This window comes from Xanthomonas sp. CFBP 8443, from assembly GCF_025666195.1.
Classification (GTDB): Bacteria; Pseudomonadota; Gammaproteobacteria; order Xanthomonadales; family Xanthomonadaceae; genus Xanthomonas_A.
In genome coordinates this window covers 2,548,139-2,573,980 of the sequence record NZ_CP102592.1, presented here as the reverse complement: position 1 = coordinate 2,573,980, position 25,842 = coordinate 2,548,139, and the positions used below count along the sequence as shown (strand labels likewise).

Here is a 25,842-nt window from a genome sequence, read left to right as displayed (position 1 = left end):
CCTGCGCAGCGCGCACAACCAAAGACCGCGCCGGCGGCACTTACGGCACGGCCACCTGTGCGCGGCCACTGCTGCATGCGCCGCGGCATTCGTTGCCGGCGCCGAACGAGACCCTTCCGCCGATGCCAAAGATCCAGGTCAGCCACTCCTACTTCCTGCGCTACGACCCCAAGCAATGGGAGCGCGGCAAGCCGTATCCGCCGCTGGCCACGCTGCAGGTGGCCACGCTGCTGCGCCGGCACGGGCACGAGGTGACGCTGTTCGACGCGATGCTGGCCGACGGCGTGGAGGACTACCAGGCCTCGCTGCGCGCGGCGCAGCCGGACCTGGTGGTGTTCTACGAGGACAACTTCAATTTCCTGACCAAGATGTGCCTGAGCCGGATGCGCGAGGCCGCCTGCCGGATGATCGCCGAGGCGCGTGCCGGCGGCAGCCGGGTGATCGTGGCCGGCTCCGACGCGTCGGATCATCCCGAAGCGTTCCTGGCCGCCGGCGCGCACGCGGTGCTGATCGGCGAAGGCATCGCGCCGCTGCTGGAACTGGTCGAGCGGCTGCAGCAAACGCCCGACATCGATGCCGCGGCCTGGGTGGCGGACGTAGCCGATGTCGCCAGCGCCGCGCTGCCGCAGCTCAAGCGCGCACAGATCGGCGCGCGCCCGCCGGATCCGCGCCTGTCCGGCCTGGCCGCCTGGGACCTGGTCGATATCGAGCGCTATCGGCGCCTGTGGCTGCAGCGGCACGGCTACTTCAGCCTGAACATGGCCGCCTCGCGCGGTTGCCCGTTCCGCTGCAACTGGTGCGCCAAGCCGATCTGGGGCAACCACTACAAGCGCCGCAGCGCGCCGGAAGTGGCCGAGGAAATGATCCACCTCAAGCGCGCCTTCGCCCCCGACCATATCTGGATGGCCGACGACATCTTCGGCTTCCACATCGACTGGGTGGAAGAATTCGCCGCGGTGCTGGCCGCGGCCGATGGCTCGATTCCGTTCACCATCCAGACCCGCGCCGATCTGGGCAGCGAACGCATGGCCGCCGCGTTGGCCCGCGCCGGTTGCGCCGAGGCGTGGATCGGCGCGGAAAGCGGCAGCCAGCGCATCCTCGACAAGATGACCAAGGGCACCACCGTGGAGGACGTGATCGCCGCGCGCCAGCGTCTGGGCGCGCACGGCATCCGCGTCGGTTTCTTCCTGCAGCTCGGCTACCTGGACGAGCAACTGGACGACATCCTCGCCACCCGTGCGCTGGTGGCGACGGCGCGTCCGGACGACATCGGCGTCAGCGTGTCGTATCCGCTGCCGGGGACCAAGTTCTACCAGCAGGTGAAGAACCAGCTCGGCCGCAAGACCCATTGGCAGGACAGCGACGACCTGGCGATGATGTTCCATGGCGCCTACGACTCGGAGTTCTACAGGCGGGTGCGCGATCTGCTGCACCGGCAGGTGGACCTGCAGCGCACCGAAGCCACGCGGCCGCCGCAGGACTATGCGCAGGACTGGGCGGCACTGGATGCAGAGTGGGACGTATTGATCGCCAGCGAAGGCCAGCACCGCACCGACGCCGCCCTGCCGACCGCCGCCATCGTCTCCGACCGCCGCATCCCGCTGGCGCAACGTCAATGAGCGCACAGGCGACGCCGCAAGCGCAGGCGCCCTCCTCCGCCGATCCCTTCATCGATGCATTTGCCGAGCGCGCGACGCAGCCTGCGTTGAAGCAGGTCGGCAGCGGCTTGCGGCTGGCGACCGAAACCCTGGCTTGCGAACTGGCGCGGCCTGGCAACCCGATGCCGCAGTGGAACCGGCTGCAATGGCAGCTGGCCGCGGCGGCGACCGCCGCGCACGGCATCGGGCCGTTGCTGAGCCGGCTGTCGGTGTGGCCCGATCGCGACTGGAGCGCGTTCCTGGCCGAGCAGCGCGAGCACGTCGCCCACCGCTACCGGCGCATCGCCGCGCTGCTGGAGCGGATCGATACGCTGGCGCAAGACGCCGGCGTGGCCATCGTGTCGCTGAAGGGCGCGGCCTTGCACGCGCAAGGCCTATACCTGCCTGGCGATCGGCCGATGGCCGACATCGACCTGCTGGTGCGCGCCGAAGATGCGGCGCAGGCGGGTGCGCTGCTGGAAGAGCTCGGCTACGTGGCCGAGTTCGCGCAGTGGAAGCACCAGACCTTCCGCCCGGCGCAGGCGCAGCCCGTCGCCAGCCTGGGCGAGCATCGCGACACGCCGATCAACATCGAGCTGCACCTGCGCATCCAGGAGCGGTTGCCGCTGGCCACGGTCGATATCAGCGAACGCATCTTCCCGCGCGACAGCCGCCCGGGGCTGAACCCCTACCCGTCCAATGGCGCGCTGATGAGCCATCTGCTGCTGCACGCGGCCGGCGGCATCTGCAGCCGCAGCCTGCGCTTGATGCATCTGCACGATATCTCGCTGCTGGCCACGCGGATGAGCGGCAAGGACTGGCGGGTGCTGTGCGACGCCACCGATGGCGCGCCGTGGTGGGCGCTGCCGCCGTTGCAGCTGGTGCTGCGCTACTACCGCACGGCGATTCCGAAGCCGGTGCTGGCGCAGTTGCGCGCGCAATGCCCGCCGCTGCTGCGGCTGGTCTCGCGGCGGCTGGACCTGACCCGCGCCTCGTGCTCGCAGCTGTGGCTGCCGACGCTGCCGGGGATCGAATGGGCGCGCTCGCTCGGTGAGGTGTTGCGCTATCTGCGGCAGCGGCTGCAGCCTTCGCCGGAAAGCCGGCAGGAGCGCGCCGACATGATCCGCACCCAGCTGTGGTTGCAGGGCCAATCCTGGGTCGCCCTGCCGCAGCGGCGGCGCGTGCTGCTGCGCCTGCTGCGTCCGGTGCCGCGCATGGATGCGTTGTATGCGGTGCGCAGCGCTTTGCAGGGGTATGCGCCGCGTTAGGTAGAGCGGCTTCAGCCGCTACAGGCGTTACCGATAGTGCCTGTCGCGGCTGAAGCCGCTCCTACATTGGATACGTGCGCTCACGCGCGCTTTGGACACAACCGCCGGTACAGCGTGTTGAAGCTGCGCACGGTGTGTTCGGCGTCCTCGCGCACCGCGCGGCATTGTGCGGACCAGGCCAGGCGCAGGCGCAGTTCGTCGTCGGCCAGGACCTGGCGCAAGGCTTCGGCCAGGCCGGCCCAGTCGCCGGTCGGCACCGCCAGCGCCGCCGTCGGCGCCCATTCCAGCAGGTGCCCTACCCCGGTGCCGACGGTGGGCACGCCGGCCACCGCTGCTTCCAGCAACACCATCGGCCCTGCTTCGTGCAGCGACGACAGCACCAGCAGATCGGCCGCCTCCACCAGCGGGCGCAGTTCGCGCTGGGTCTTGAAACCGAGGAAACGCACCTGCTGCGACAGCCCGAGCTGCGCGACCAGGCGCTGCATCTCGCCTTCGAGCGTGTCCACGCCGACGATGTCGATGCGAAACGCGACCCCGGCGCGCGCCAGCGCCGCCAGTGCGCGCAGCAGCGTCGGCTGATCCTTGACCCGGTTGAGGCTGGCCACGTGCAGCAGCTGCGCGGTGCCGCCATCGCGGCGGCGCGGCTCGCGCTGCGGCCAGGCACGCAGGTCCACGCCCAGCGGCACGCGTTCGGCGGCGATGCCGAGCGCCTGCAGGGCATCGACGATCGGCGCGCTGGCTGCGGTGACCGCGTTCGCCAGCCGAAGCACCAGCGCCTCGCGCAGCCGGCCCTGCCATTTGCGCCGTCCGCCGTAGCCGATGGCATGCAGCGCGACCAGTTCGCCGCCGGCGATGTGCACGAGGCTCGGCCGCCGCAGCAAGCGTGCGGCGGCCACGGCGATCAGGCTGCAGTGGCCGGAGAAGATCGATTGCACCAGGTCGAACGGCGCCCGGCGATGCTCGGCGCGGATCGCGGCGACCGCGCGCAGGCGGGTGCGGCCGTCGCCGATGTTGTGGATGCGCGCGCCGAGCAACTCCCAGCATGCCGGCGCAGGCTCCTGGTGCAGCACGAACACATGCAGCTCGTGGCTGCGCGCCAGGCGCTCGATCAGGGTCAGCAGCACCGGGATCACCCGGTACTCGCCGCTGCGATCGACCCCGCCGGGCACCACCAGCGCCAGTTTCATGCATCGCTCCGCGCGGCTTGCTCCAGCAGTTGCGCATAGGCGCGCGACCAGCGTCGGCCCACCGCCGCGAACGACAGCTGCGCATCGAAATGCGCGCGGACCTGCTCTGGCGACGGCCGTTCGGCAGCGGCATGCACCAGCGCCTCGGCGAGCAGCCCGGCATCGCCGCACGGCCACAGTTCGCCGACGCGGCCGCAGTCGGTGAGCGCGCGGAACGACGGGATGTCGGTCAGCACCGGCAGCGTGCCGCAGGCGAAGGCTTCCAGCGCGGCGTAGCCGCAGCTTTCGGCCAGGCTGCCCGAGACGAACAGATCCGCCGCGCGCATCAGCGTCTGCACCTGCGCATGGTCGACCTTGCCGAGCAGATGCACGCGCCCGCGCAGGCGCGGATCCTGCTGCACGCGTTGCTGCACCGCCTCCAGCAACGGCGCGCTGCCGAACGCGCAGAACAGCTGCAGTCCGGGCAGCCGCGCGGCGGCGCGGGCGATGCCATCGAGCACGGTCAACGGGTCCTTGCCGGCGCTCAGGTGCCCCACCCACAGCACGCAGGGCGCGCCGTGCAGGCCGCTGTCGCGACGCGCCTGGGCGCGATCGCCGGGGGTGAAGCGGCAGCTGGATTCGGGGATCGCGAACAGGCGGGTGGACGGCGCGAACAACCCGGCATGCACGAATGCGCGCGCCAGATCCAGCGAGGTGAAGGCGATGCCCGCCGCGGCCGCGTACCACTGCCGCCACTGCGAGCGGCGCCACCAGCGCGGCGGGCGATTGGCATGGTCCTGCAGCAGGATCGGCACCTGCGGCAACTGCCGCGCCATCGCGCAGGCCTCGCGCGCGAACTCCAGGCCGTGCACGTGGACCACGTCGGCGCCGATCGCCTGCACGATGCCGGCGATGCGCCGCGCACGGCTGCTGGTACCGGCATGGCCCGGATCGGTGAAGTGATACTCCACGCCGTTGCGCAGCAACTGCGCCGATGCATCGGCGGCCTGGATCACCGACACGCGGGTGCCGGCGCTGGCCACCGCTTCGGAGATGTCGGCCAGCGACGGCCAGTGCGCGAACACCTGCGCCGGCGCCAGTCCCGGCGGCGTGCGGACGAAATTGATCTGGGCGACGTGCATGGGGTTTCCGCGGGGAGGCGACACGCCTAGATGCCGGAGACCTGCGGCCGGCGCAGGCGCACCAGCCAATTGGCCAGGTTCAGCTCCCACGGTCGGTCGTAGCGCCGGTAGCGGTAGCGCCACGCCGCCATCGCGCTCAGGCCGCGCTTGGCCCAGCGCGGCGAACGCAGGTCCTGCGCGGTGGGATAGCGGCAGCCCAGCACGGTGACGAAGTCGCGGATGCGCTGGCGCAGCGCGTCGTCGAGCCAGGGCGCGTCGGCATGGCAGGCGTAGTCCACCCATTGCGGCTGGGTCCACTCCTCCGGCGTGCGCGGGAACTCCACCGGCGCGCCGTGCAGGTCGCGCAGCGGCATCGATGCGCGCTTGCCGCGGTCCTTCTCGTGGCGGCTGGCTTCCGGCAGCGGCGTGTACACGTAAACGATGATTTCCGACTGCGGATTGATCTGCTTGAGTTCGCGAATGAACTCGAAGGTCTGCTCGGTCGCGTGCACGGTGTCCTGCGGCGGCGCGACCATGAACGACAGCTCCGGAATCACCCCGTTGCGCCGGCACAGCTCGGCCACCTCGAGGGTCTGGTCCGGACGCGTGCCCTTGCGGATTTCCTTGAGCATCGCCCCGCTCGGCGATTCGGCGCCGATGTAGGCCATGCGCAGCCGGCTCTTGCGCACCAGCGTCCAGGTGCTCTCGGACAGGTTGAGCAACGCGTCGGCGCGCGCGTAGCACCACCATGGCATCTCCAGCTTGGCCATGACTTCCAGCAACGGGATCATCTCCGCCTCGCGGTCGAAGAAGTTGTGGTCGAAGAACTGGATCGAATCGGCGCCCAGTTCCTCTTTCAGGTAGCGCAACTCACGCTCCAGCCGCGCCGCGGTGGGCAGCGCGGTGGCGCCGCCGAACATCGCCGCCACGCCGCAGAAGGTGCAGCGGAACCGGCAGCCCAGCGCGGCCTGGTGCGAGGCGGTGCGGCGGCCGAGGAAGCTGCGGCCCAGGTACTGGCGCGGGTCGCCGAGCTTGGCGTACGGCAGCGCCGGTGCCGCCTCGCCGCGGCTGAAGCCGCGATTGCGGTTGTGCACGATCGCGCCGTCCTGTTTCCACGACAGCCCGTCGATCTGCGCCAGGCTGGGGCCTTCGCCACGCAACGCCGCGACCAGTTCCGGCAGCGTGTCCTCGCCCTGCGCGCGGATCGCGTAGTCCACGTACGGCGCGCTCAGCGCGGTGTCGGTATACAGGGTCGGGAAATAGCCGCCCCAAACGATCGGCATGGCCGGGAAGCGTTCGCGGATCGCCGTGGACAGCGCGATCGACGGCGCGATCTGCGGCCCGCCCATGACGCTGATGCCGACCGCGTCGTAGCGTTGTTGCTGCAACGCCTGCAGCGCGCTGTCGATGAAGCCGCGATCGACGTTGCCGTCGATGATGCGGCAGTCGCCGCTGCGGTCCAGCGCCGCGGCCAGGTTCAGCAGCGCCAGCGGGAAGCGGGCATTGCCGCGCGAGGTGATGGTCGGATTGACCAGCAGCGTGTTCGGTGTGGAAGGCATGGGAGAAGACCGCAAGGCGAGGCTCACGGCAGGCGCCGCAGCCGGAACACCAGCGCCACCGGAACCTGCAGCGCGGCAGGATCGAAGTGCGCGCCGGCGGGAATGTCGGCAGGATCGAGCATCGGTTCGCGCACCGCCTCGATCGCCAGCCCGAGCGCGGCGCAGGCCGCATGCCAGTGGCTGTAGAGGTGCTGGGTATGGCGCACCGCGTAGCGCTGGCCAGCGGCCTTGAAATCGCGCTTCCAGCCCAGCGCGTGGCCGATCGGATGCACGTCGCTGCACAGCACGCTGCCGCCCGGGCGGGTGGCGCGGTGCAGTTCGGCCAGCGCCGGCTGCAGGTGCGGCAGATGCCCGACGGCCAGGGCGCAGATGCTCAGGTCGGCCTCGGCATCGGCCACCGGCAGTGCGTCCAGGCTGCCTTCGCGCAGCGTGTAGCGATTGCCGGCGCCGGCCGCATCCAGTTCGCGCGCGGCGCGGCCGAGCATCTGCGGCGACAGGTCCACGCCGGTGGCGTGCGCGGCGTGGCGCTGCAGCGCATGCAGCAGATAGCGTCCGCTGCCGCAGCCGGCATCGAGCACGCGCTGGCCGTGCAGCGCGGGCGGCAACAGCGCCAGCATGGCCCGCTGTTCGGCCTGCATCACCGGGTTGTGCGCGTGCGCCGGATAGCTTGCCGCCCACAGCGCATAGGCCTCGAGCGGGTCCAGGATCGGCACGGCGCTCATGCGCGGCGTGCCTGCAGGGCGGACGGCTCGGCCGTGCGAAGCGCATCGCCCTGCAGCTCCAGCCCGGGTTCGAGCGCGAGCAATGCGGGGTCGGCCAGCTCCGCGGCCAGCAGCTTCGGCACGCCGTCCAGCGTCACCGGCACCGCCGCCACGCCGGTGGCCTCGAACCAGTCGGCGAAATCGGGATCGGCGATGCGCGGGCGCCCGTCGCGTACCACCGCGCGCAGTTCGCTGCGTGCACGGCCGACCAGGCTATGCGCCGGGTCGCCGCCGCGGTCGCCGACGATCAGCAGATCCGCGGCGCTGCCGACCGCGAGACTGCCGCGTCCGGGGAGGCGCAGGATGCGCGCGGCGGCGGTAGTCGCCAGCGCCAGCGCCTGCCCGGCATCCAGCCCGTTGGCGGCGGCCACCTGCAGTTCCTCGAGCAGGTCGCGCGCGCCGCTCAGGCGCGAATCGCTGCCCAGCGCCAGGCGCCCGCCCGCGTACAGCCGGCGTGGATCCAGCGTGCGCCCCAACAGCGCCAGGTTGCTCGACGGGCACCACACCACGGCGGCGCCGCAGGCGAGCACGCGCTCGATGTCGGCCGCGCTCAGGCCCACGCCGTGGATCAGCACGCTGTTGGCGGCCAGGCAGCCGCGCCGGTCCAGTTCGGCCAGTTCGCCGGCGGCGATCGCATCGGTGCCCTCGGCCAGGTGGATCATCCACGGACGGTCGGCGGCGGTCGCGGAGAAGCTCTGCGCCAGCGGCGGGCCGTAGTCGGGTCCATGCAAGGCGTAGCTCCAGCCGAACTCGCGCAGCAGCGCGACCGGGAAGTCCGCCGCGTCCAGTTCGGCATGCCACGGATCGTGGTGGGCGACACAGGTGACGCCGGCGAGCAGATTCTTCAGCGCGCCGTGGCGCAGGCGCAGCGCCTTGGGCAGCCGCAGCGCGGCGGCGACGGCGGGATCGCGGAAATGCGCAGCGAATGCCTCGATCCACGCGTAGCTGTTGGCGAACGGCGCGGTCTGCGGCAGCGGCGGCACCGCGTTGACCTGCAGGTGCTCGTGCGCATTGATCAGCCCCGGAAACACCAGGTGCCCGTGCAGCGCGATCCGGTACGCCGCAGTGGCCGGCGCGGCGGCGATGCGCGCGCCGCGCAACGCCAGGGACGCGCGCAGCGCGCCGGCCGGCGTGGCCAGGCGCGAGCCGTGCAGGCAGACTTCGGCGGCAGCGGAAAGCGCGCGCATCGTTCAGCGCTTGCGCATCACGATCAGGAAGTGATCGCCCATGTCGCGCAGCAGCGGCCAGCCGCCGATGCGGTCGTCCAGCCGGCCCAGGCGTTCGCCCCAGCGCGGGTGGCGGCGATAGTGGTCGACCAGGTACGGCGGCGGCAGGCACAGGCTGAGCGCGCGATAGGATTCCAGTTCGAAATGCGCGGAGAAGGCGCGGTAGAACTCGCGCGGCAGGTAATACCAGGTCCAGATCGTGTGCCCGTTCATGCCCACCGCGGTGACCCCGCGCGCGCCACGCACCGCGGCGCGGCGGAAGCGCCCGCGCAGCGCGTAGTGGCCCACTTCCCACGGGCACAGGCGTCCGATCACCGAGAACACCAGGCGCCCATCGCGGCGCAGCAGGCGCGCGCATTCGGCGGCCACCGCGGGCAGGTCCGGCGCGCAGTTCAGCGGGCCGAAGTTGGAATACATGCCGTCGAACTCGCCGTCGATGCGGTCCAGTTGCTGGATGCCGACGTGCGCCGCGCTGAGCCGTCCCTGCAAGGCCGGGTCCTGCGCCCGCTGCCAGGTGCGCTCCACCATCTGCGGCGACCAGTCGGTGGCCAGCACCCGATAGCCGCGTTGCGCGAACTCGTGGGCGTCCAGGCCGGTGCCGCAGCCCAGGTCGATCAGCCGCGCGCCGACCGGCAACTGCGCGGCCACCGTGTCCCACAGGGTGGTGCGCATGCGCTGGATCAGCTCGTTGTTGCCGCGCGGGCCGTCGTAGTCGGCGGCAACGCTATCGAAGGCGCGCTGGGTCTCCAGCAGCAGCGCCGGATCGATCGTCGCCGCGCGCGCAGCGGTGCCGGGCTTGCCATTCGCAGTCACATCCACTCTCCACTCGCCTGCCGTCGTCGTCGGGAATTGCCGTGCCGGCCGCAAGCGCGGATCGCACGGTATGCCAGTGAGTGCGGGTGGCGGGCGGTTTGGTTGAATCGCCGTGAGCGGCGTGGTGCGTATTGGCGCTTATGCGCCGCTAAGGGCCTGCTGAGGCTGCGGCATGCGTGCCACCTGCCGGCGCCGCAGCGCGTTGCGGACGATCGCGGCGAACACGCCGAGTCCCACGCCCAGCATCAGTCCCACCGCCAGTACCAGCACCGGATTGGGAAATGCCGGGCGTTCGGGCACGTAGGCCGCCCATGGCGCGGAGGTGTCGTAGGTATAGCGCGCGCCGAGCCGGGCGCGCAGGTCGTCGCGCTCGGACTTCAGGCTGCGGATGGTCGTGTTCTTCTCCGACAGCAGCATGTCGCCGAGCAATTGCCGCTCGACGCTGCCCTTGCCTTCTGCCTGCTGTTGCAGCAGGCGCGCGCGCTCGGCCTGGGTCGCGGCGAGTTCGCTGTCGATGTCCTGCAGGCGTTCGCGCGTCTGTTGCATCGGCACGGCCTGGATGCGCCGATGCAACGCCTGCAACTGCGCTGTCGTCGCCGCAGCCAGGGCGCGCGCCTGCTGCGCCGAATCGGCGCGCAGGCTCAGCTCGATCAGGTTGGCATAGGGATCCGGGTCCAGCTTCAGACTGCCGCGGTACAGCGCGGCCTCGCGGCCGTTCAACGGCAGGCCCAGGCTCTGCAGCACCTGGTCCTGGAACAGCCGGGTCTTGATCCGCTCGATCACCCGCTGGAACGGCTCCAGCTTGGGATCGCGCCCGGCCGGGGTCGGGCCGAACTCGCCGACCTGTACCCACGCGGTGGCCTGCCACTGGCGCGTGGCGACATGCAGGAAGGCGAACGCCAGCGCCAGCGCGACGAGCAGCGGCAGCACGCACCACGTCCATTCGCGCCGCAGGATCCGCCACAGGTCGATCAGGTAGATTTCGTCTTCTTTCATGGCAAGGTAGTTCCCGGAGAAAAAGGTGGCGACGGCGCCTGCCCCGCCCTGCCCGGCGCAGCCGCCAGCGCCGCGCGGCGGTTCGGCAGCAGCGCGCTGCCGGCGTGCAGGACCAGGCACAGCGCGATGAAGCCGGCGTTGGTCCAGGTGAACGCCTGCGGCGCGAATGGCGACATCAGGCAGGCATAGGCGATGCGCAGGAACACCAGCAGGTTGAACAGCGACACCGTGCTGCCGAGCAGGCGCACGCTCCACAGCAGCGCCGCGTACAGCGCCAGCATCGCGGCCAGCGCGGCGCCGGCGCCGCCGGCCAGCAGGAACGGGAAGAATTCGGTGCCGACGTTGATGTTCGGCGCATCCAGCGGAATGCCGGTGCCGGCGGTGGCGATCGAACCGCTCAGCGGCACCAGCTGGTTGACCAGGAAACTGGCATTGACGTAGTCCTTGGCCAGCATCGCGCCGAAGTTGTACGGGCCGGCGCCGATGTACAGCAGCAGCCACTTGATGCCTTGCGGCGCGGCGCGATAGAGCGCGCTGAACGGCAGCGTCACCGAGTCCAGCGAGCCCGAGCGCAGCGCGCCCAGCAGCGAGAACGCCGCGCCGCCGGCGACCAGCAACGCCACGATGGCCTTCCACGGCACCGGCCGCGCCGGATCGCGCCGCAGCAGCAGGAGCAGCGCGAAGCTGAACAACGCGGCGAAGATGCGGTTGCGGTCGATCACCAGCACCGGGAACACGAAGCCGGCGACGATCATCGCGTTGCGCAGCGCCTTGTCGCGCACGCACAGCAGCCCGATCGGCGGCAGGATCCAGCACATGTTGGACAGGTGCCGCACGTGCGAATGCAGCGGCGTCAGGTCGGCATAGGCGGAAGGATTGGTGAACAGCGGGATCGGGAACAGCGCCAGGTCCAGCACGCAGAACACGCCGACCAGCGCGGCCAGGCACAGCGCGACGAAGGCCTCGCGGGTGCCGGCATAGCGACGCGCGCGAAACGCAGCCAGCGACGGCAGGCGGATGCCGTGCAGCGCGTCCAGCAGCAGCGTCGTGGCGGCCGCGGCGGCGAGCAAGGCGATGCCGGCGGAATAGCCGGGCGGCAGATCGAAGCTGAGCAGGGTCAGCGCGCAACTGAACAGCAGCGGCAGGCCGAAATAGCTCGACGGCAGGCGCAGCAGGCGTTTCATGCGCGCTCGGCCAGCGGCGCCGCGGCGGCCGGCCGCAGGCGCGCCAGCAGCGACAGCCAGGCATGCGCCAGCAGGTGCCCGCCCAGCACCGCCGGCTGGCGCCGCAGGAACGCGATCTTGGCCGCGATGTAGTGCGCCTGCGCATGCAGCAGCGTGCGGCACGGCGCATCGAACAGCGCCGCGCGGCGCAGCGCCACCTGCCGCGACTCGGTCAGATTGGCCAGGCGGCTGGGCAGGTGCCGGGTCCTGCTGGCGTTGGCGCCGTGCAGCCGGTACGCACAGACGCCGACGTCGATGAAGCCCAGCGCGTCGCGCGCGACCAGGCGCAGGAAGAAGTCCCAGTCCTCGATGTGCAGCTCTTCGTCCCAGGCCACGCGCGCCTGCAGCGCGCTGCGCCGGACCAGGGCCACCGCCCCGCTCACCGCCCAGTGCCGGATCACCGCGCGGCGGATGCCGGCGTCGCTCAGGTACAGGCGTTTGTCCACGCCGTGCAGGTCGCGCATGCTGCTCTGGTGCAACAGGCGCCCGTCCGCGTCGACCACCACCGCATCGCCGATCACCGCGGTCTTGCCTGGCGCGGCGCGCAGATAGGCGACCTGCGCGGCCAAGCCGCCCGGCAGCAGGTAATCGTCGCTGGCGCCCAGACGCAGGAATTCGCCGCTGGCCATCGCCACCAGATGGTTCAGCGTGGCGGCGATGCCGCGGTTCTCGCGCGGCCAGAACCGTACCGGGATGCGCTGTCCGTGCAGCGCGATCCATTCGGCGATGCGCGCGGCGGTGGCGTCGCTGGAGCCGTCGTCGACGATCACCAGCTCCTTGTTGGGATACGGATCCTCCAGCACGCTGTCCAGGCAGCGCTGCACGAAGCGTTCATGGTTGAACGCCGGCACCAGCACCGACACCAGCGGCATGTCGCCGCGCAGTCCGCGTTCGTCCATCAGCGCAACCCTCCCAGATAGCGCCGCACCACCACGACGTTGAACGCCAGGTACAGCGCATAGTTGACCGCGAACGCGTATGCCGCCCCGATCAGGCCCATGCGCGCGGTGAACAGATAGACCAGCCCCAGATAGCTGGCGGCGAACACGCATTCGGAGATCACGAACAGCCGCGTCATCGCCTTGGCCAGCATCAGGTACGACAGCACGAACGAAGCGATCTTGATCACGTCGCCGACCAGCTGCGGCGCGTACAGCGGCGCGGCGGCGGCGAAGTCGGCGGCGAACAGCAGCCGCGTGAGCCAATCCCGGCACAGGTAGATCGCCGCGGCCAATGCGATCACCGCCGGCAGCACGTAGCGGTAGGCGGTGCGCAATTCCAGCAGCAGCCCGGCGCGATCGCGCAACGCGGCCAGCTTGGGCAGGTAATAGACGTTGATCGCCGTGGTGAAGAACAGCAGATAGGCCTCGGAGACCTTGCTCACCGCCTGCCAGTAGCCGACCTGCTGCCAGCCGAAGGTGTCGGCCAGATGGTCGCGCACGCCGATGTTGACCAGCAGCGGCAGCAGCGCCGAGGTCAGGGTCATCACCGAGAACGCGGCCAGGCGCCGGGTCATTTCCGCATCGAAGCGGATGCGCAGCATGTCGCGGCGGAAGTACGGGCTGCGCCGCAGCGCCGGCAGCCCGGCGCACAGCCACAGCACCTGCCCGGCCACCAGCGCCAGCAGCGCGCCATACAGCTGCAGCCAGCGCGACAGCCACAGCACCACCAGCACGCTGAGCACCGAGCCGGCGACCTGGATGAAGGCCAGCCGGCGCACGTCCATGAAGCCGTTGACCACGGCCAGGATGTAGTTGACCAGGGCGATGCCGAGCTGGGCCACGGCCAGCACGCAGATCAGGCTCTGGTACTGCGGATCGCCGAGCAGGCGCTGCGCGATCTGGCGGCTGAACAGCAGCGCGACCACCCCCATCACGCAGGCGGCGCAGCAGGCATAGCCCAGCGCCGCGCCGAGCAGCCGCGCCAGTTTCTGCGCATCGTCGCGGTACTCGGCCACGTACTTGACGATGCCCGCGCCGATGCCGCCGCCGGCCAGCACCGCCAGCAGCGACATCAGGCTGGTGAACTGGCCGAGCCGGGCCACGCCGGCCGGCCCGGCATAGACCGCGACCAGCTTGAGCACCAGCAACGCGGCCAGCAGCTTGGCCGCGGTGGCCGCCCCGCTGTACACGCCGCTGCGCAGCACGTTCATGCCGCGCTGGCCTCGAACGCCAGGCAGGCGCCGATCACCCGCTCCACCGCGGCCGCATCCAGGGTCGGGTCGATCGGCAGGCTCAGCACCTCGCGATGCAGTTGCTCGCACAGCGGCAGGCTGAGCCCGCTCAGTGCGGCATAGGCCGGCTGCCGGTGCGGCGGCTGCGGATAGTGCACCACGCAGTGAATGCCGCTGGCCAGCAGATGGCGCTGCAGCGCGTCGCGCCGGGCGCAGCGCACCACGAACAGATGCCAGGCGTGAGCCGCCTCGTCGGCCACCTGCGGCAACTGCAGTTGCGGATGCGCGATACCGGCGCGATAGCGCCGCGCCACATCGCGGCGCAGGGCGATGTCGGCATCCAGGTAGTGCAGCTTGACCCGCAGCAGCGCCGCCTGCATTTCGTCCAGGCGCGAGTTCACGCCTTGCACCAGGTGCCGGTACTTGATGTCCGACCCGTAGTTGCGCAGCATCCGGATCTGCGCAGCCAGCGCGGCGTCGTCGGTCGTGACCGCGCCGCCATCGCCGAGCGCACCCAAGTTCTTGCCGGGGAAGAAACTGAAGCCGGCGGCGTCGCCGAAACTGCCGGCGTGGCGCCCCTGCAGGCGCGCGCCGTGCGCCTGCGCCGCGTCCTCGATCAGCAGCAGGCCATGCTGCCGCGCCAGCGTCCGCAACGCGGCCATGTCCGCCAGCTGGCCGTACAGATGCACCGCCATGATCGCCCGTGTGCGTGGGCCGATCGCCCGCTCCACGCTGGCCGGATCCAGGTTGAAGCTGACCGGATCCGGCTCCACCGGCACCGGCAGCAATCGGTTCTCGCTGATCGCCAGGAAGCTGGCGATAAAGGTGTTGCCCGGCACGATCACCTCGTCGCCGTCGCACAGCCGGCCCAGTTCGCGGTAGCCGCGCAGGATCAGGCTCAGCGCGTCCATGCCGTTGCCCACGCCGATCGCATGCCCGGTGCCGCAATAGGCGGCGAACTCGCGCTCGAACGCGTCGAGCTCCTCGCCCAGCACGTACCAGCCCGAGTCGATGACCCGTGCCGCCGCGGCCTTTAGTTCGTCGGCATAGCGGGCGTTGAGCGCGCGCAGGTCCAGGAACGGCACGCTCATCGCAGGTCCCAGGCGTAGAAATCGTGGACCACGCCGCGCGCGCCGAAGCGCTCCTTCTGCGTGACCAGGCCGTCGTTGAGCACCTGGCCCTGCTGCTCGGTGGAAATGCCCAGGCTGAAGTACTCGCGCTGCGCGTAGTGGTCTTCGATCAGCTCGGCCAGCAGCAGGCTCAGCGCGTCCACGCGCCGGCCCTGTTCGGAACAAGCAAGGTACTGGGTGTGCACCACGCGACCGAAGTCGTACAGCAGCGTGCCGGCCAGCAGGCTCTCGCCGTCGCGCACTTCGTACAGCACCAGCTGTTCCGGGAAGCGCCCGCACAACAGGCGCAGTTCCTGCAGGCTGTGGGTGGGCGTGGCGTCGTGGCGCTGCAGCACCTCGCTCAGCAGCGCATGGAACGGGGCCGGATCGTCGCTGCGCTGAACGCGCAGGCCGGCCCTGCGCGCCTTGCCGATCGAGCGCCGTCGTTCGGCGGCGAAGCGCAGCGGCTCGCGCAAGGCGATCGCCGAAGACAGGTCGCGGCGTTGCAGGCGCGCGCCGAGCCGGTGCAGCGCGTACAGATCCTCATCCGCCGGCGACGCATGGAACAGGTGCGGCACCGCCTTGTACAGCAGCTCGTGCACGCCGCGCGCGCGGTAATGCGCGGCGATCTGCTCGAACACGTCCAGTGCCGCCGCCGCGCGCAGCCCATGCGCGGACAGCAGCCCGGCATAGCTCAGCCCGGCATGGCTGACCACGCGCGTGCCCTCGATATTGGCTGGGAACACCGCAAGCAGCGCACCTCTGCGTTCGACCAGCAGCGAGGCGTCGACGAAGCGCTCGGCGTGGTAGTCCATGTAGCCGCGCCGGTGCAGCAGGTTGCCATTGCGGGATTCGGCGATCAACGCGTCCCAGGCCGGCGCGTCGGCGGCGGTATAGGGCCTAACCGAAATCATCGCCACTCCCCTCGCCTGCGCCCTGCGCCAGCGGCGCCACCGCCACGCCGAAGCCGTCGCGGCCCATGTCGTTGCCGTTGTAGAACATCAGCACACGGTCGCGGTGCCGGATCAGCGCCGGATAGCACAGCGTGCGCGCGTCCCAGCCGCCAGGCGAAAGCGCCAGGCCGAAGGCGTCGTCGCACCGCTGCCAGTGGCGGCCGTCGGCACTGCGCGCCACGCCGGGGAAATACGCGCCGCCGACGTTGCCGCGGGTGAAGTACATCAGGTAGCCGCCCTGGTGGCGGTACACGCGCGGGCGGCCGATGCGGTATTCGCTGCCCTGCGGTTGCAGGCACAGCGTGTCCTGGCGCGGGATCGCCTGCAGGTCGTCGGTCTCGGCGTAGCGGATGTGGTAGCGCGGGAACGGCGTGCCGTCGATGTGCTCCCAATCGTCGCCGACCGCGTACCACAGCCGCCAGCGGCCGTCCTTGTAGCGTGCCGAATGCACCGCGGCGATGGTGCTGCGCCCAGGCGCGCGATCCAGCAGCGGCGTGTCCTGGCGGCGCTGGAACGTCTCGCCGCCGTCGCGGGACACCGCCAGCCCGGTGAAGGCCAGGAACTTGGCCTTGGCCACGCGCTGGAAGCCGACATAGAACATGTACAGCCCATCCGGCGCGGCGACCACGTCGCCGAGGATCATGCCGTTGTCGTCGAAGCAGCCGTCGCGGCCGATGTCCAGCACCGGCGTGGCGCTGACGCGCACCACCCGGGTCGGATCGTCGCCGCGCACGTCGACGTAGCCGATGCGGCTGATCCCGGCGTCGTCGCGGAAGCCGGCGTAGACGCGGATCAGCTCGGCGTCCAGGCGATGCGGCGTCGGCGTCAGCGCCGAATGCCGCATCCAGCCGCCGACGCCGTCGCGTGCGGTGGCGAACGCCAGGCCGCGTTTGCTCCAATCGAACATGGCGTCAGAGCGTCACGTCGAAGCTGGACTTGCCGGCCACCGCGCGCGCCGGCGCGCCGACGTAGACCCGGCCCGGCTCGGTGTCGCGGGTGACCAGCGCGCCGGCACCGATCACGTTGTCCGCGGCGACCTTGACCCCGTCGCTGAAGGTGGCATTGACCCCGACGAAACTGCTCTGGCCGATCTCGCAGTAGCCGGAAATCACCGCATGCGAGGCGACGAACACGTGGTCGTGGATCACCGTGCGGTGACCGATGTGGTTGCCGCTCCACAGGATGCAGTTGTCGCCGATGCGGGTGAACGGCTGCACCACATTGCCTTCGAACACGAAACAGTTCTCGCCCAGCTGCGCATTGCGCCAGACGAAGGCGCGCGAACTGACGTAGCTGGCCAGGCGATAGCCGCGGCGCTTGGCGTCGAGGAAGAACCGCGTGCGCAGGCGGTTGAGGCCGCTGGCGGGAATCGCCACGAACGCCTCGACCTCGCCCGGCGGGTACAGCCGCTCCAGGTCTTCGTACGCCACCACCGGGCGCTCGGCCAGCGTCGGCGCGACGATGTAGTCGCGCTCGGCGCTGATGGCCAGCACCTCGTAGTCGCTGTCGTGGCTGAAGTACTCGCAGGCGATCTGCGCCAATTCGCCCGCGCCGATGATGACCAGCGGTTTCGCCATGGCCCTACGCCTCCTGCCTGCGTTCGCCGGCGGCTTCGCGCAGGAACTCGTCGTAGTCGAGGATGTAGTCGGCCGGATCGTAGACCTGGTCGGCCAGCACCATCAGCACGCAATCAGCGCTGAAATCGTACAGGTCGCGCCACACCATGCTGCCGAGCAGCAGGCCCTGGCAAGGGTCGTCCAACACCACCTGCACCGGTCCGCTGCCGTCGTCGAGCAGGAACGACACCGAGCCATGCAGGGCCACCGCCAATTGGTTCAGATGGCGGTGCGCGTGCTGCCCGCGGTGCACGCCGTGCTTGGTCGCGAACAGGTAGTACACGCGCCGGATGTCGAAGGGCACGTCGCGTTGCTGCTCCAGGGCCACGAGCAGACCGCGCTCGTCGCCGTGCGTACGCAACTGGATTCGTTCGATTGCCATGAATGTGTCCGACACGGACTCCGACGCGGAGTTACCAGGCTGAGTGCTTCCGGTCGGCGCAAAGGTTGCGCCATGCCGCGCGCAACGCCGATGCGAAGGCCGCCGCCACGCCGACGCAACCTTTTGCCACGCCCCCGGCACCCATCTGCGACCACCACTGCGCCGCCCCGCTGCGCGCTCGGCAGTGGCCGCACGACGCCGCGAGCGGCAGCGCGCATTCCATCGACACGACCTGGACAGGGCACGCCACCATGACTTCATCCACGCAGGCCGACGACAATCTCGCCCTTTCCGAAGCGCCAGGGCATCCGCCGCGCACCTCCGCAGGCGCGGCGCTGCCGCGGCCGATGGTGGTGCTGCACTGGCTCACCGTGCTGTGCCTGGTGTTGGCGGCAGGGCTGATCCTGTTGCGCGAAGAGGTCGATGGCCGCGCCGTACGCCAATGGTTGCTGGAGGGGCATCGGCATTTCGGCCTGTTCGTACTCGGCCTGTTCTTCCTGCGCGTCGCGCTGCGCCTGCGCCTGGGCAAACGCCACGACCCCGATGCCCCCTCGCCGCTGCTGCGGGCGCTGGCCGGGCTCACCCACGTGGTCATGTACGCGCTGCTGCTGACCCTGCCGGTGCTGGGCTGGGCGCTGAGCCAGTCCATGGGCAAGCCGGTGCATCTGTTCGCCGCCACGCTGCCGGAACTGGTCGCCCCCGATCCGGATCTGGCCGACACGCTCGGCGCCTGGCACGTGTATGCCGCCTGGGCGCTGCTCGGCCTGATCCTGCTGCATATCGGTGCCGCGCTATGGCACCACTTCGTGCGCCGCGACGACACCCTGCGGCGAATGCTGCGCTTCCGCCGCGGCTGAGCCGCGCCTTACGCCCTTCCCTCGTCCGCCGCCGCGCCGACCCGCTCAAGGACCCATCGCATGCAGACCAGCACGTCTCCTTCTTCCTTCTTCCGTCCCGGCATGCTGCGTGGCGCCGAGCAGGTCCTGCTGTGGTCCACGCTCGGTTCGCTGTTGCTGCTGGTCAGCCCGCGCGCCGCGGCGGTACCGGCGTTCGCGCGGCAGACCGGCTCCTCCTGCGCGGACTGCCACATCGGCGCCTACGGCCCGGCGCTGACCCCGTACGGCATGCGCTTCAAGCTCAACGGTTACACCGACAGCGACGGCAACGGCACCAAGATCCCGGTCTCTGCGCAGCTCATCGGCACCCGCAGCGTGCCGGTACGCGGCAAGACCAACAACCAGCTCAGCGAGGGCGACCTGTACCTGGCAGGGCGCATCAGCGACAACATCGGCGGCTACATCAAGGTCTCCAGCACCAACAACGGCAAGGACAAGTTCACCACCAAGCTGGACAACGTGGACCTGCGCTTCGTCGCCAAGACCTTCAAGCTCGGCGGCAAGGACGCGCTGCTCGGGGTCAGCGTCAACAACAACCCCGGCAGCCAGGACCCGATCGGCGTGCTGCCCAACGCCTCCGGCCTGGGGCCGGCCTCGGCCTACGCCAGCTCCACCACCCTGCTCAACCAGTCCTCGCTGTCCAACCGGGTGATCGGCACCAGCGTCTACGGCGTGTACGACCGCAACTGGTACGGCGAGATCGGCACCTACAACGCGCTGCCGGTCTCCACCCAGGACGACCTCGGCTACGCGGTCGGCGGCGACCCGGGCAAGCTCAGCGACACCGGCTACCTGCGCCTGAGCTACATGAAGGACATGAAGAAGCAATTCTTCTCCGCCGGCGTGGTCGCCCTGACCACCCATCGCCAGCTGCCGCGCAGCACCGGTCCGCGCGACGACTTCACCGACCTGGGCTACGACCTGAACTACCAGTTCCTGGGCACCCGCGAGCACATCCTCAAGCTCGGTTATCTCAACATCTACGAGCGCCGCCGCTACGGCAGCGCGGCGATCGACCCGGCCGACCCCAGCGTGGCCGGGCTGCGCCGCGGCAGCATCCGCGACCAGTCGATCAACCTCAGCTACACCTACAAGCAGAGCTACGGCCTGCTGCTGGCGCACTTCATCAATACCGGCTCGGACGACGCGTTCCGCTACAGCCCGTACGGCGCCCCGGACACCACCAGCAACCTGATCAGCGCCTCCTGGGCGCCGTTCGGCAAGGACGACTCGTTCACCTCGATCGCCAATATGCGCCTGTCCGCCACCTGGTTCCGTTTCAGCAAGTTCAACGGCACCACCGGCAACGTGTTCGGCGCCCTGCCGGTGACCCGCCCGCACGACCTGAACCAGTTCTCGCTGGCGCTGAGCCTGGCGTTCTGAGCACACCTTCCCCCACGTACGGATCGTCATGAAACCAGCCAACGCAGTTCCCCTGTGGTGCACCCTGATGGCCAGCCTGCTGCCGCTCGGCGCCGCCCTCGCGCCCGCCGCGCATGCCGGCGGCGGCCTGCCCGGCGCCGGCGTGTTCGCCACCGAATGCGCCGAATGCCACAGCGCGGCGCCGGGCAAGAACAAGAAGGGCCCGACCCTGTTCGGCGTGGTCGGACGCAGTGCCGGCAGCGTGCCCGACTACCGCTACTCGGACGCGATGAAGAAGACCCAGTGGACCTGGAGCGACGACAAGCTGCGCAGCTATCTGTCCCAGCCGGCGTCCAAGGGCATCCCCGGCGCCAACATGAAGTACGACGGGCTCGACGACAGCAAGCAACTGGAAGATCTGATCGCCTATCTCAATTCCCTGCATTGAAGTCGGCACCCGGCCCCGGCATAGTCGAAACTGAACCCGGCGTCCGACGCCGGGTGTGTGCCGTGTCGCCGCCAGTGCGCAATGCCGATAATGGCGATCGTCCACGGGGCGAGCGCTCCAGCGGTGCCGCTGCCATGCGCCCAGCGTCCTCTGCGATCCGACCTGCGACCATCGAGCGACCGTGCACAACCGCCCCTTCCGCCGCCGGCTCCCTGTCCCCGACCGCCCTGCCCGCGACCGCCATGCATGGGCATCTTGACCGGCATGACCGCGCCCGCAGATGACCTGGCGCAGCGTGTCGCGCGCCTGCGCCCGCTGCGCGGCGCGCTGGCGCTGGCGGCGGCGCTGTGCCTGCCGGGCACGGCGCTGGCCGCCAAGCTGGGCGGCGCGGTCGGGCTCAGTTCGCAATTGGTCGATCGCGGCATCGCGGTGACCGCCGACACCCCGTCCCTGCAGGTCGCCGGCTATTGGCTGCCCGCGCCGGGCTGGTCGCTGGGCGCGTCCGCCAGTACCGCGCTGGACGCGCCGGGCCACCAGTTGCTGACCACGATCGAGCTGTCGCGCAGCTGGACCCTGTCCGACAGCTGGCAGATGCAGGCCGGGCTGCTGCGCTACGACTACCCCGGCAACCGCATGAACCGCCTGTTCAACCGCAACGAGGCCAGCCTCGGCTGGTCGTACCGGGACCGGCTGAGCGTGTCGCTGGCCGCGTTCGAGCTGCCCGACAGCTACCGCGGCCGCTGGTACGGCGCGGCCGACCTCACCGTGCACCAGCCGCTGCCGGGGCAGCTGTCGCTGTCGGCCGGGATCGGCATCAGCCAGGCCCCGCCGGCGCTGTACGGGCTGGACTACGCCGACCACTACAGCTATGGCCACGCCGGGCTGATGTGGAACGGCGGCGCCTGGAGCGTGGAGATCGACCGCGTGTTCAGCGATGCGCGCAGCATCTACGCCAGGCGCGGCAACGGGATCTGGCCGTGGGTGGTCACCGTGTCGCGTGCCTTCTGATCCGCACACGCAACCTTTCCGTGCCGACCCGGCACATACCGGTGCCCGTTGCCAAGCCAGCCCTCCATGACCGACACCGATCCACTTGGCGATGCCACCGACCGCATGCTGCTCCGGCGCATGGCCGGCGGCGACCGCGATGCGCTGGCCACCCTGTACCGCAACTACCACGGGCGGCTGTGCCGGTTCCTGTCGCGGCTGACCCGGCGCCCGGACATCATCGAGGAGGCGATCAACGACTGCTTCTGGATCGCCTGGCAGAAAGCCGGCGATTTCCGCGGCGACTCGCAGGTCTCGACCTGGATCATGGGCATCGCCTACCGCTGCGGGCTCAAGGCGATCCGCCACCACAGCGACGAGGCGATCGAGGACGGGGTGAGCGCCGAAGAGCATTTCGCCTCCTCCGCCGACCCGGACGAGGACCGCGAACTGCGCGACTGGCTGGGCAAGGGCCTGGAGCGGCTGTCGGCCGACCAGCGCATGGTGGTCGAACTGGTCTACGGCCTGGGCCACAAGCTGGAAGAAGTCGCGGCGATCATGCAGTGCCCGGTGGGCACCATCAAGGCGCGGCTGTTCCACGCCCGGGTCAAGCTGCGCAACGTGCTGCCGGGATTGGCCGGCGGCGCTTCCCCTCTGACGGAGAGCGCGTCATGAAGACAGGCTTCAACGAGCCGGGCAACGAGTGCTCGCACGCCTGGGAACTGATGCCGTGGGTGCTGCAGGCCAGCGCCACGGAAGAACAACACGAGTGGCTGATCGCGCATCTAGCCAAGTGCAGCTTCTGCAGCGCCGAGTTCGCGCAGCAGAGCCGGCTGCGCATGGCGATGTCGCTGCCCAGCGACGTGCCGGTGGATGCCGAAGCCGGACTGCAGCGCCTGCTCGGCCGCCTCGACGCGCCCGAGCCGCAGCGCCTGCCGGCGCGCGTGCGCCCCAGCTGGACCACACGGGCGCTGGTCGCCGCGGCGCTGGTGCAGGCGGTCGGGCTGGGCGTGCTCGGGGTCAGGCTGTCCGCCAGCGACCAGAGCCAGGGCGCCAGCTACCGCACCCTCAGCGACACCGCGCAGCCGCTGGCGAGCGACGCGATCCGCGTGGTGCCGGATGCGCGCATGACCCTGGCCGACTGGGACGCGGTGCTGCGCAAGCTGCAACTGCGCGTGGTCGGCGGCCCCAACGGCGCCGGCGCCTACACCGTGGTGCCGGTCCAGGCCGGCTCGCCGGCGCAGCCGCAACGCAGCGTGCAGCAGTTGCGTGCGACGCCCGGCATCCGCCTGGCGGAACCGATTTCCGCCCCATGAACCTGCGTCGCGCCTGCCTGCTCGTCGCCTGCCTCGCCCTCGGCGCCTGCGCCCATGGCGGCCGCGGCGGCGCGTCCGCAGCCCCGGCGACGCCGGCGAAGACGCCTGCCATGGACGCCTCGCCGGCCTTGGACAGCCAGCGCCAGATCGTGCTGGCGGTGGCCAACCCGATGGCCGCGCCGGGCCGGCATGCCGGCTCCAACCTGATCGGCTATGCCTCTTCCAAGTACTACGGTGCCGGCACCCAGGCGGTGGCGACGCTGGACGCGCTGACCCAGCGCTACGGCCTGCGCCAGGTGACCGGCTGGCCGCTCAAGCCGCTCGGCCTGTACTGCGTGGTGCTGGAGCCGGCACCGGGCATCGAGCGCGACACGCTGCTCGCGGCCCTGGCCAAGGACGAACGCGTCGCCCTGTCGCAGCCGCTGCAGGACTTCGCCACCTACGCCGATCCCGCGCCCGCGCCGGCCAGGCCCGCGCAAGCGCTGCGCTACAACGACCCCTACGTGGACATGCAAAGCGGCTTCGCCGCGACCAACGCCGCCACCGCGCAGGTGCTGAGCCAGGGCCAGGGCGTGAGCGTGGCCATCGTCGATACCGGCGTGGATACCGCCCACCCGGACCTGCAGGGCCGGCTGCGCGAGGTGCGCGACCTGGTCGGCGCCGACCCCGCCGCGTTCAATCGCGATCACCACGGCACCGAAGTGGCCGGGATCATCGCCGCCGGCAGCAACAACCGTCTCGGCATCGTCGGCATGGCGCCCAAGGCCATGCTCGACGTGTACAAGGCCTGCTGGTATCCGCAGCGCGCCGGCGCCGGCGCCGGCTGCAATTCCTTCACCCTGGCCAAGGCCTTGGTGGCGATCGGCGACACCCGCGCGCGCATCGTCAACCTGAGCCTGGGCGGCCCGGCCGACCCGTTGCTGCGCAAGCTGCTCGAGCAGTTGCTGCGGCAGGGTCGCATCGTGGTCGCGGCGATGCCGCCGGACGGCCGCCTGGACGGCTTTCCCGACGCCACCCCGGGCGTGATCGTGGTGCGCACCAGCAGCAGCACCACCCAGTCGCCGCCGGGCGTGCTCAGCGCGCCGGGCGAGGACATCCTCACCACCCAGCCCAACGGCGGCTACGACTTCACCTCCGGCTCGTCGATGGCCACCGCGCATGTCAGCGGCGTGGTCGCGCTGCTGCTGGCGCTGGCGCCGCAGCTGGACGCGCGCAGCGTCCACGAACTGCTGCAGCGGACCAGCCGGCAACGCGACGGCCTGCTGCAGGTCGATGCCGCCGCCGCGGTGCAGGCCCTGCCCCGCGCGCGCGCGACTGCGCGCTGAGCGTCAAGGCCATGGCCAAGTGGATTCCGCAATGGATGCATCGGCTCGCCTCGCCGGCGACGTTCTACCGCGTCGCCGGCACGATCCGGCCGTGGGCGCTGGGCGCGGCGCTGCTGCTCGGCGCGGTCGCGTTCTACGGCGGCCTGGTGCTGGCGCCGCCGGACTACCAGCAGCACGACGCCTACCGGATCATCTTCATCCACGTGCCCAGCGCCTGGATGAGCCTGTTCGTCTATGTCGCGATGGGCGCGGCCGGCTTCGTCGCCCTGGTCTGGCGGCTGAAGCTGGCGGAAGTGGCGTGCATGGCCTCCGCCTCGATCGGCGCCGCGTTCACCTTCATCACCCTGTGCACAGGTTCGCTGTGGGGCAAGCCGATGTGGGGCACGTGGTGGACCTGGGACGCGCGGCTGACCTCGGAACTGGTGCTGCTGTTCCTGTACCTGGGCGTGATCGGCCTGTACCGCGCGATCGAGGATCCGCGCCAGGGCGCGCGCGCCGCCGCGCTGCTGGCGCTGGTCGGGCTGCTCAACCTGCCGATCGTGCATTTCTCCGTGGTCTGGTGGAACACCCTGCACCAGGGCTCCACGGTGCGCGTGCTCGGCCCGTCGAAGATGCCGCTGGCGATGCTGTGGCCGCTGCTGACCGCGGTACTGGCGAGCAAGTGCTACTACCTGGCCAGCCTGCTCTGGCGCATGCGCACCGACCTGCTGGCACTGGAGCGCGGCAAGGGCTGGGTGCGCGCGCTGGCGCTGGCCGTCCCAGTGCCGCCAGCGGCGCAGGCGACCGCGGCCGTGGCGGCGGAGCGTGCGGCATGAGTGGCTTCTGGGCGATGGGCGGCTATGCCGCCTACGTGTGGACGGCCTACGCGCTGTTCCTGCTGGTGCTGTTGCTGGACACGCTGCTGCCGCGCTGGCGGCAACGGCGCCTGCTCGCCGAGACGCGCGCGCAGGTGCTGCGCGAACAGGCGCGCCGCCAACGCGGCGCCTCTTCCCGCTTGCCCGGTAGCGCCGATGAATCCCACCCGTAAGCGGCGCCTGCTGCTCGTGCTGCTGGTGCTGGGCGCCGCCGCGCTCGCCACCGGCCTGTTCGTGCTGGCCCTGCAGCACAACATCAGCTACCTGTTCACGCCGAGCCAGGTGCAGGCCGGCCAGGCCGACGGCTACCGCGTGTTCCGGCTCGGCGGCATGGTCAAGGCCGGCTCGATCCGGCGCAGCGCCGATTCGCTGCGGGTGGAGTTCACCGTGATCGACAAATCCGGCGCCACCGCGGTCGCCTACACCGGGATCCTGCCGGACCTGTTCCGCGACAACCAGGCGGTGATCGCCACCGGTTCGCTGCATGGCGCCGGTTTCGTCGCCACCGAGGTGCTGGCCAAGCACGACGAGACCTACATGCCGCAGGAACTGAAGGACGCGATGGCGCAGGCCCACGAGGGTCGCACCGCGGCGGCAGTTTCCGCATCGGCCGCCACCTCCGCAACGCCATGATGCGGCCGCCCTGCCGCG

General features: G+C 70.6%; 27 protein-coding genes. 12 read left to right on the top strand and 15 right to left on the bottom strand.

The annotated features are described in order from the left end of the window. Nucleotides 1-122 precede the first annotated feature (122 nt). Nucleotides 123-1,619: a B12-binding domain-containing radical SAM protein gene (locus NUG20_RS10980; protein ID WP_263398337.1), complete on the top strand. Its 1,497-nt coding sequence runs from the start codon at nucleotides 123-125 to the stop codon at nucleotides 1,617-1,619. Beyond that, nucleotides 1,616-2,905 carry a nucleotidyltransferase family protein gene (locus NUG20_RS10975; RefSeq protein ID WP_263398336.1) on the top strand — a complete coding sequence of 430 codons (1,290 nt, stop codon included), beginning with the start codon at nucleotides 1,616-1,618 and terminating at the stop codon, nucleotides 2,903-2,905. Before NUG20_RS10980 ends, NUG20_RS10975 begins: the two co-directional genes overlap by 4 nt. A gap of 80 nt (nucleotides 2,906-2,985) precedes the next feature. Here NUG20_RS10975 and NUG20_RS10970 read toward each other — a convergent pair whose 3' ends face one another. The 15 genes from NUG20_RS10970 to NUG20_RS10900 all read right to left on the bottom strand — a co-directional run bounded on the left by NUG20_RS10970 (nucleotide 2,986) and on the right by NUG20_RS10900 (nucleotide 18,003). Next, a complete protein-coding gene (locus tag NUG20_RS10970; protein WP_263398335.1) occupies nucleotides 2,986-4,092 on the bottom strand; it encodes a glycosyltransferase family 4 protein in 1,107 nt (368 codons plus the stop codon). Further along, nucleotides 4,089-5,213: a glycosyltransferase family 4 protein gene (locus tag NUG20_RS10965; RefSeq protein ID WP_263398334.1), complete on the bottom strand. Its 1,125-nt coding sequence runs from the start codon at nucleotides 5,211-5,213 to the stop codon at nucleotides 4,089-4,091. The genes NUG20_RS10970 and NUG20_RS10965 overlap by 4 nt, the downstream gene beginning before the upstream one ends. A 26-nt stretch (nucleotides 5,214-5,239) precedes the next feature. After that, nucleotides 5,240-6,751 carry a B12-binding domain-containing radical SAM protein gene (locus NUG20_RS10960; RefSeq protein ID WP_263398333.1) on the bottom strand — a complete coding sequence of 504 codons (1,512 nt, stop codon included), beginning with the start codon at nucleotides 6,749-6,751 and terminating at the stop codon, nucleotides 5,240-5,242. Nucleotides 6,752-6,774: 23 nt separating this feature from the next. Next, a complete protein-coding gene (locus NUG20_RS10955; protein WP_263398332.1) occupies nucleotides 6,775-7,473 on the bottom strand; it encodes a class I SAM-dependent methyltransferase in 699 nt (232 codons plus the stop codon). Further along, on the bottom strand, nucleotides 7,470-8,699 hold the full coding sequence (locus NUG20_RS10950; protein ID WP_263398331.1) for an amidohydrolase family protein: 1,230 nt from the start codon (nucleotides 8,697-8,699) through the stop codon (nucleotides 7,470-7,472). Before NUG20_RS10950 ends, NUG20_RS10955 begins: the two co-directional genes overlap by 4 nt. A 3-nt stretch (nucleotides 8,700-8,702) precedes the next feature. Beyond that, complete coding sequence (locus NUG20_RS10945; RefSeq protein ID WP_263398330.1) at nucleotides 8,703-9,551, bottom strand: class I SAM-dependent methyltransferase; 849 nt, start codon at nucleotides 9,549-9,551, stop codon at nucleotides 8,703-8,705. Between the two features lie 138 nt (nucleotides 9,552-9,689). Continuing rightward, nucleotides 9,690-10,547 (bottom strand): Wzz/FepE/Etk N-terminal domain-containing protein, encoded by an 858-nt coding sequence (locus NUG20_RS10940; protein WP_263398329.1) that lies wholly within the window; start codon nucleotides 10,545-10,547, stop codon nucleotides 9,690-9,692. Then, on the bottom strand, nucleotides 10,544-11,731 hold the full coding sequence (locus NUG20_RS10935) for a hypothetical protein (RefSeq protein WP_263398328.1): 1,188 nt from the start codon (nucleotides 11,729-11,731) through the stop codon (nucleotides 10,544-10,546). Before NUG20_RS10935 ends, NUG20_RS10940 begins: the two co-directional genes overlap by 4 nt. Continuing rightward, nucleotides 11,728-12,669: a glycosyltransferase gene (locus tag NUG20_RS10930; RefSeq protein WP_263398327.1), complete on the bottom strand. Its 942-nt coding sequence runs from the start codon at nucleotides 12,667-12,669 to the stop codon at nucleotides 11,728-11,730. Before NUG20_RS10930 ends, NUG20_RS10935 begins: the two co-directional genes overlap by 4 nt. Continuing rightward, nucleotides 12,669-13,922, bottom strand: coding sequence for an O-antigen translocase (locus NUG20_RS10925; RefSeq protein WP_263398326.1), 1,254 nt, complete (start codon nucleotides 13,920-13,922; stop codon nucleotides 12,669-12,671). Before NUG20_RS10925 ends, NUG20_RS10930 begins: the two co-directional genes overlap by 1 nt. Beyond that, a complete protein-coding gene (locus NUG20_RS10920; protein ID WP_263398325.1) occupies nucleotides 13,919-15,034 on the bottom strand; it encodes a DegT/DnrJ/EryC1/StrS family aminotransferase in 1,116 nt (371 codons plus the stop codon). Before NUG20_RS10920 ends, NUG20_RS10925 begins: the two co-directional genes overlap by 4 nt. Beyond that, nucleotides 15,031-15,966, bottom strand: a complete 936-nt coding sequence (locus NUG20_RS10915) for a GNAT family N-acetyltransferase (RefSeq protein WP_263398458.1) — start codon at nucleotides 15,964-15,966, stop codon at nucleotides 15,031-15,033. Before NUG20_RS10915 ends, NUG20_RS10920 begins: the two co-directional genes overlap by 4 nt. Beyond that, nucleotides 15,953-16,912 (bottom strand): glycoside hydrolase family protein, encoded by a 960-nt coding sequence (locus tag NUG20_RS10910; protein ID WP_263398324.1) that lies wholly within the window; start codon nucleotides 16,910-16,912, stop codon nucleotides 15,953-15,955. The genes NUG20_RS10915 and NUG20_RS10910 overlap by 14 nt, the downstream gene beginning before the upstream one ends. Nucleotides 16,913-16,916: 4 nt before the next feature. After that, nucleotides 16,917-17,582 (bottom strand): acetyltransferase, encoded by a 666-nt coding sequence (locus tag NUG20_RS10905; RefSeq protein ID WP_263398323.1) that lies wholly within the window; start codon nucleotides 17,580-17,582, stop codon nucleotides 16,917-16,919. A gap of 4 nt (nucleotides 17,583-17,586) precedes the next feature. Further along, nucleotides 17,587-18,003: a sugar 3,4-ketoisomerase gene (locus NUG20_RS10900; RefSeq protein ID WP_263398322.1), complete on the bottom strand. Its 417-nt coding sequence runs from the start codon at nucleotides 18,001-18,003 to the stop codon at nucleotides 17,587-17,589. Nucleotides 18,004-18,254: 251 nt separating this feature from the next. Between NUG20_RS10900 and NUG20_RS10895 the strand changes: the two genes are divergently transcribed. From NUG20_RS10895 to ccmE, 10 genes are all read left to right on the top strand, one after another. After that, entirely contained in the window at nucleotides 18,255-18,860 is a 606-nt protein-coding gene (locus tag NUG20_RS10895) for a cytochrome b (protein ID WP_263398321.1), read from the top strand. Nucleotides 18,861-18,962: 102 nt separating this feature from the next. Then, entirely contained in the window at nucleotides 18,963-20,282 is a 1,320-nt protein-coding gene (locus NUG20_RS10890; RefSeq protein WP_263398457.1) for a cytochrome C, read from the top strand. A gap of 28 nt (nucleotides 20,283-20,310) precedes the next feature. Continuing rightward, nucleotides 20,311-20,709, top strand: coding sequence for a c-type cytochrome (locus tag NUG20_RS10885; RefSeq protein WP_263398320.1), 399 nt, complete (start codon nucleotides 20,311-20,313; stop codon nucleotides 20,707-20,709). Between the two features lie 246 nt (nucleotides 20,710-20,955). Next, nucleotides 20,956-21,717 carry a TorF family putative porin gene (locus NUG20_RS10880; protein ID WP_263398319.1) on the top strand — a complete coding sequence of 254 codons (762 nt, stop codon included), beginning with the start codon at nucleotides 20,956-20,958 and terminating at the stop codon, nucleotides 21,715-21,717. A 66-nt stretch (nucleotides 21,718-21,783) separates the two neighbouring features. Then, nucleotides 21,784-22,371 carry an RNA polymerase sigma factor gene (locus tag NUG20_RS10875; protein WP_263398318.1) on the top strand — a complete coding sequence of 196 codons (588 nt, stop codon included), beginning with the start codon at nucleotides 21,784-21,786 and terminating at the stop codon, nucleotides 22,369-22,371. Continuing rightward, the gene (locus NUG20_RS10870) at nucleotides 22,368-23,012 is read left to right on the top strand and encodes a zf-HC2 domain-containing protein (RefSeq protein WP_263398317.1); all 645 of its coding nucleotides are present in this window, start codon (nucleotides 22,368-22,370) and stop codon (nucleotides 23,010-23,012) included. The genes NUG20_RS10875 and NUG20_RS10870 overlap by 4 nt, the downstream gene beginning before the upstream one ends. Then, entirely contained in the window at nucleotides 23,009-24,337 is a 1,329-nt protein-coding gene (locus NUG20_RS10865) for a S8 family serine peptidase (RefSeq protein ID WP_263398316.1), read from the top strand. Before NUG20_RS10870 ends, NUG20_RS10865 begins: the two co-directional genes overlap by 4 nt. 11 nt (nucleotides 24,338-24,348) lie before the next feature. Then, nucleotides 24,349-25,152 (top strand): heme ABC transporter permease CcmC, encoded by an 804-nt coding sequence (gene ccmC, locus NUG20_RS10860; protein WP_263398315.1) that lies wholly within the window; start codon nucleotides 24,349-24,351, stop codon nucleotides 25,150-25,152. Beyond that, on the top strand, nucleotides 25,149-25,364 hold the full coding sequence (gene ccmD / locus NUG20_RS10855; RefSeq protein WP_263398314.1) for a heme exporter protein CcmD: 216 nt from the start codon (nucleotides 25,149-25,151) through the stop codon (nucleotides 25,362-25,364). The genes ccmC and ccmD overlap by 4 nt, the downstream gene beginning before the upstream one ends. Then, nucleotides 25,348-25,824, top strand: coding sequence for a cytochrome c maturation protein CcmE (gene ccmE, locus NUG20_RS10850; RefSeq protein WP_263398313.1), 477 nt, complete (start codon nucleotides 25,348-25,350; stop codon nucleotides 25,822-25,824). Before ccmD ends, ccmE begins: the two co-directional genes overlap by 17 nt. Nucleotides 25,825-25,842 lie beyond the last annotated feature (18 nt).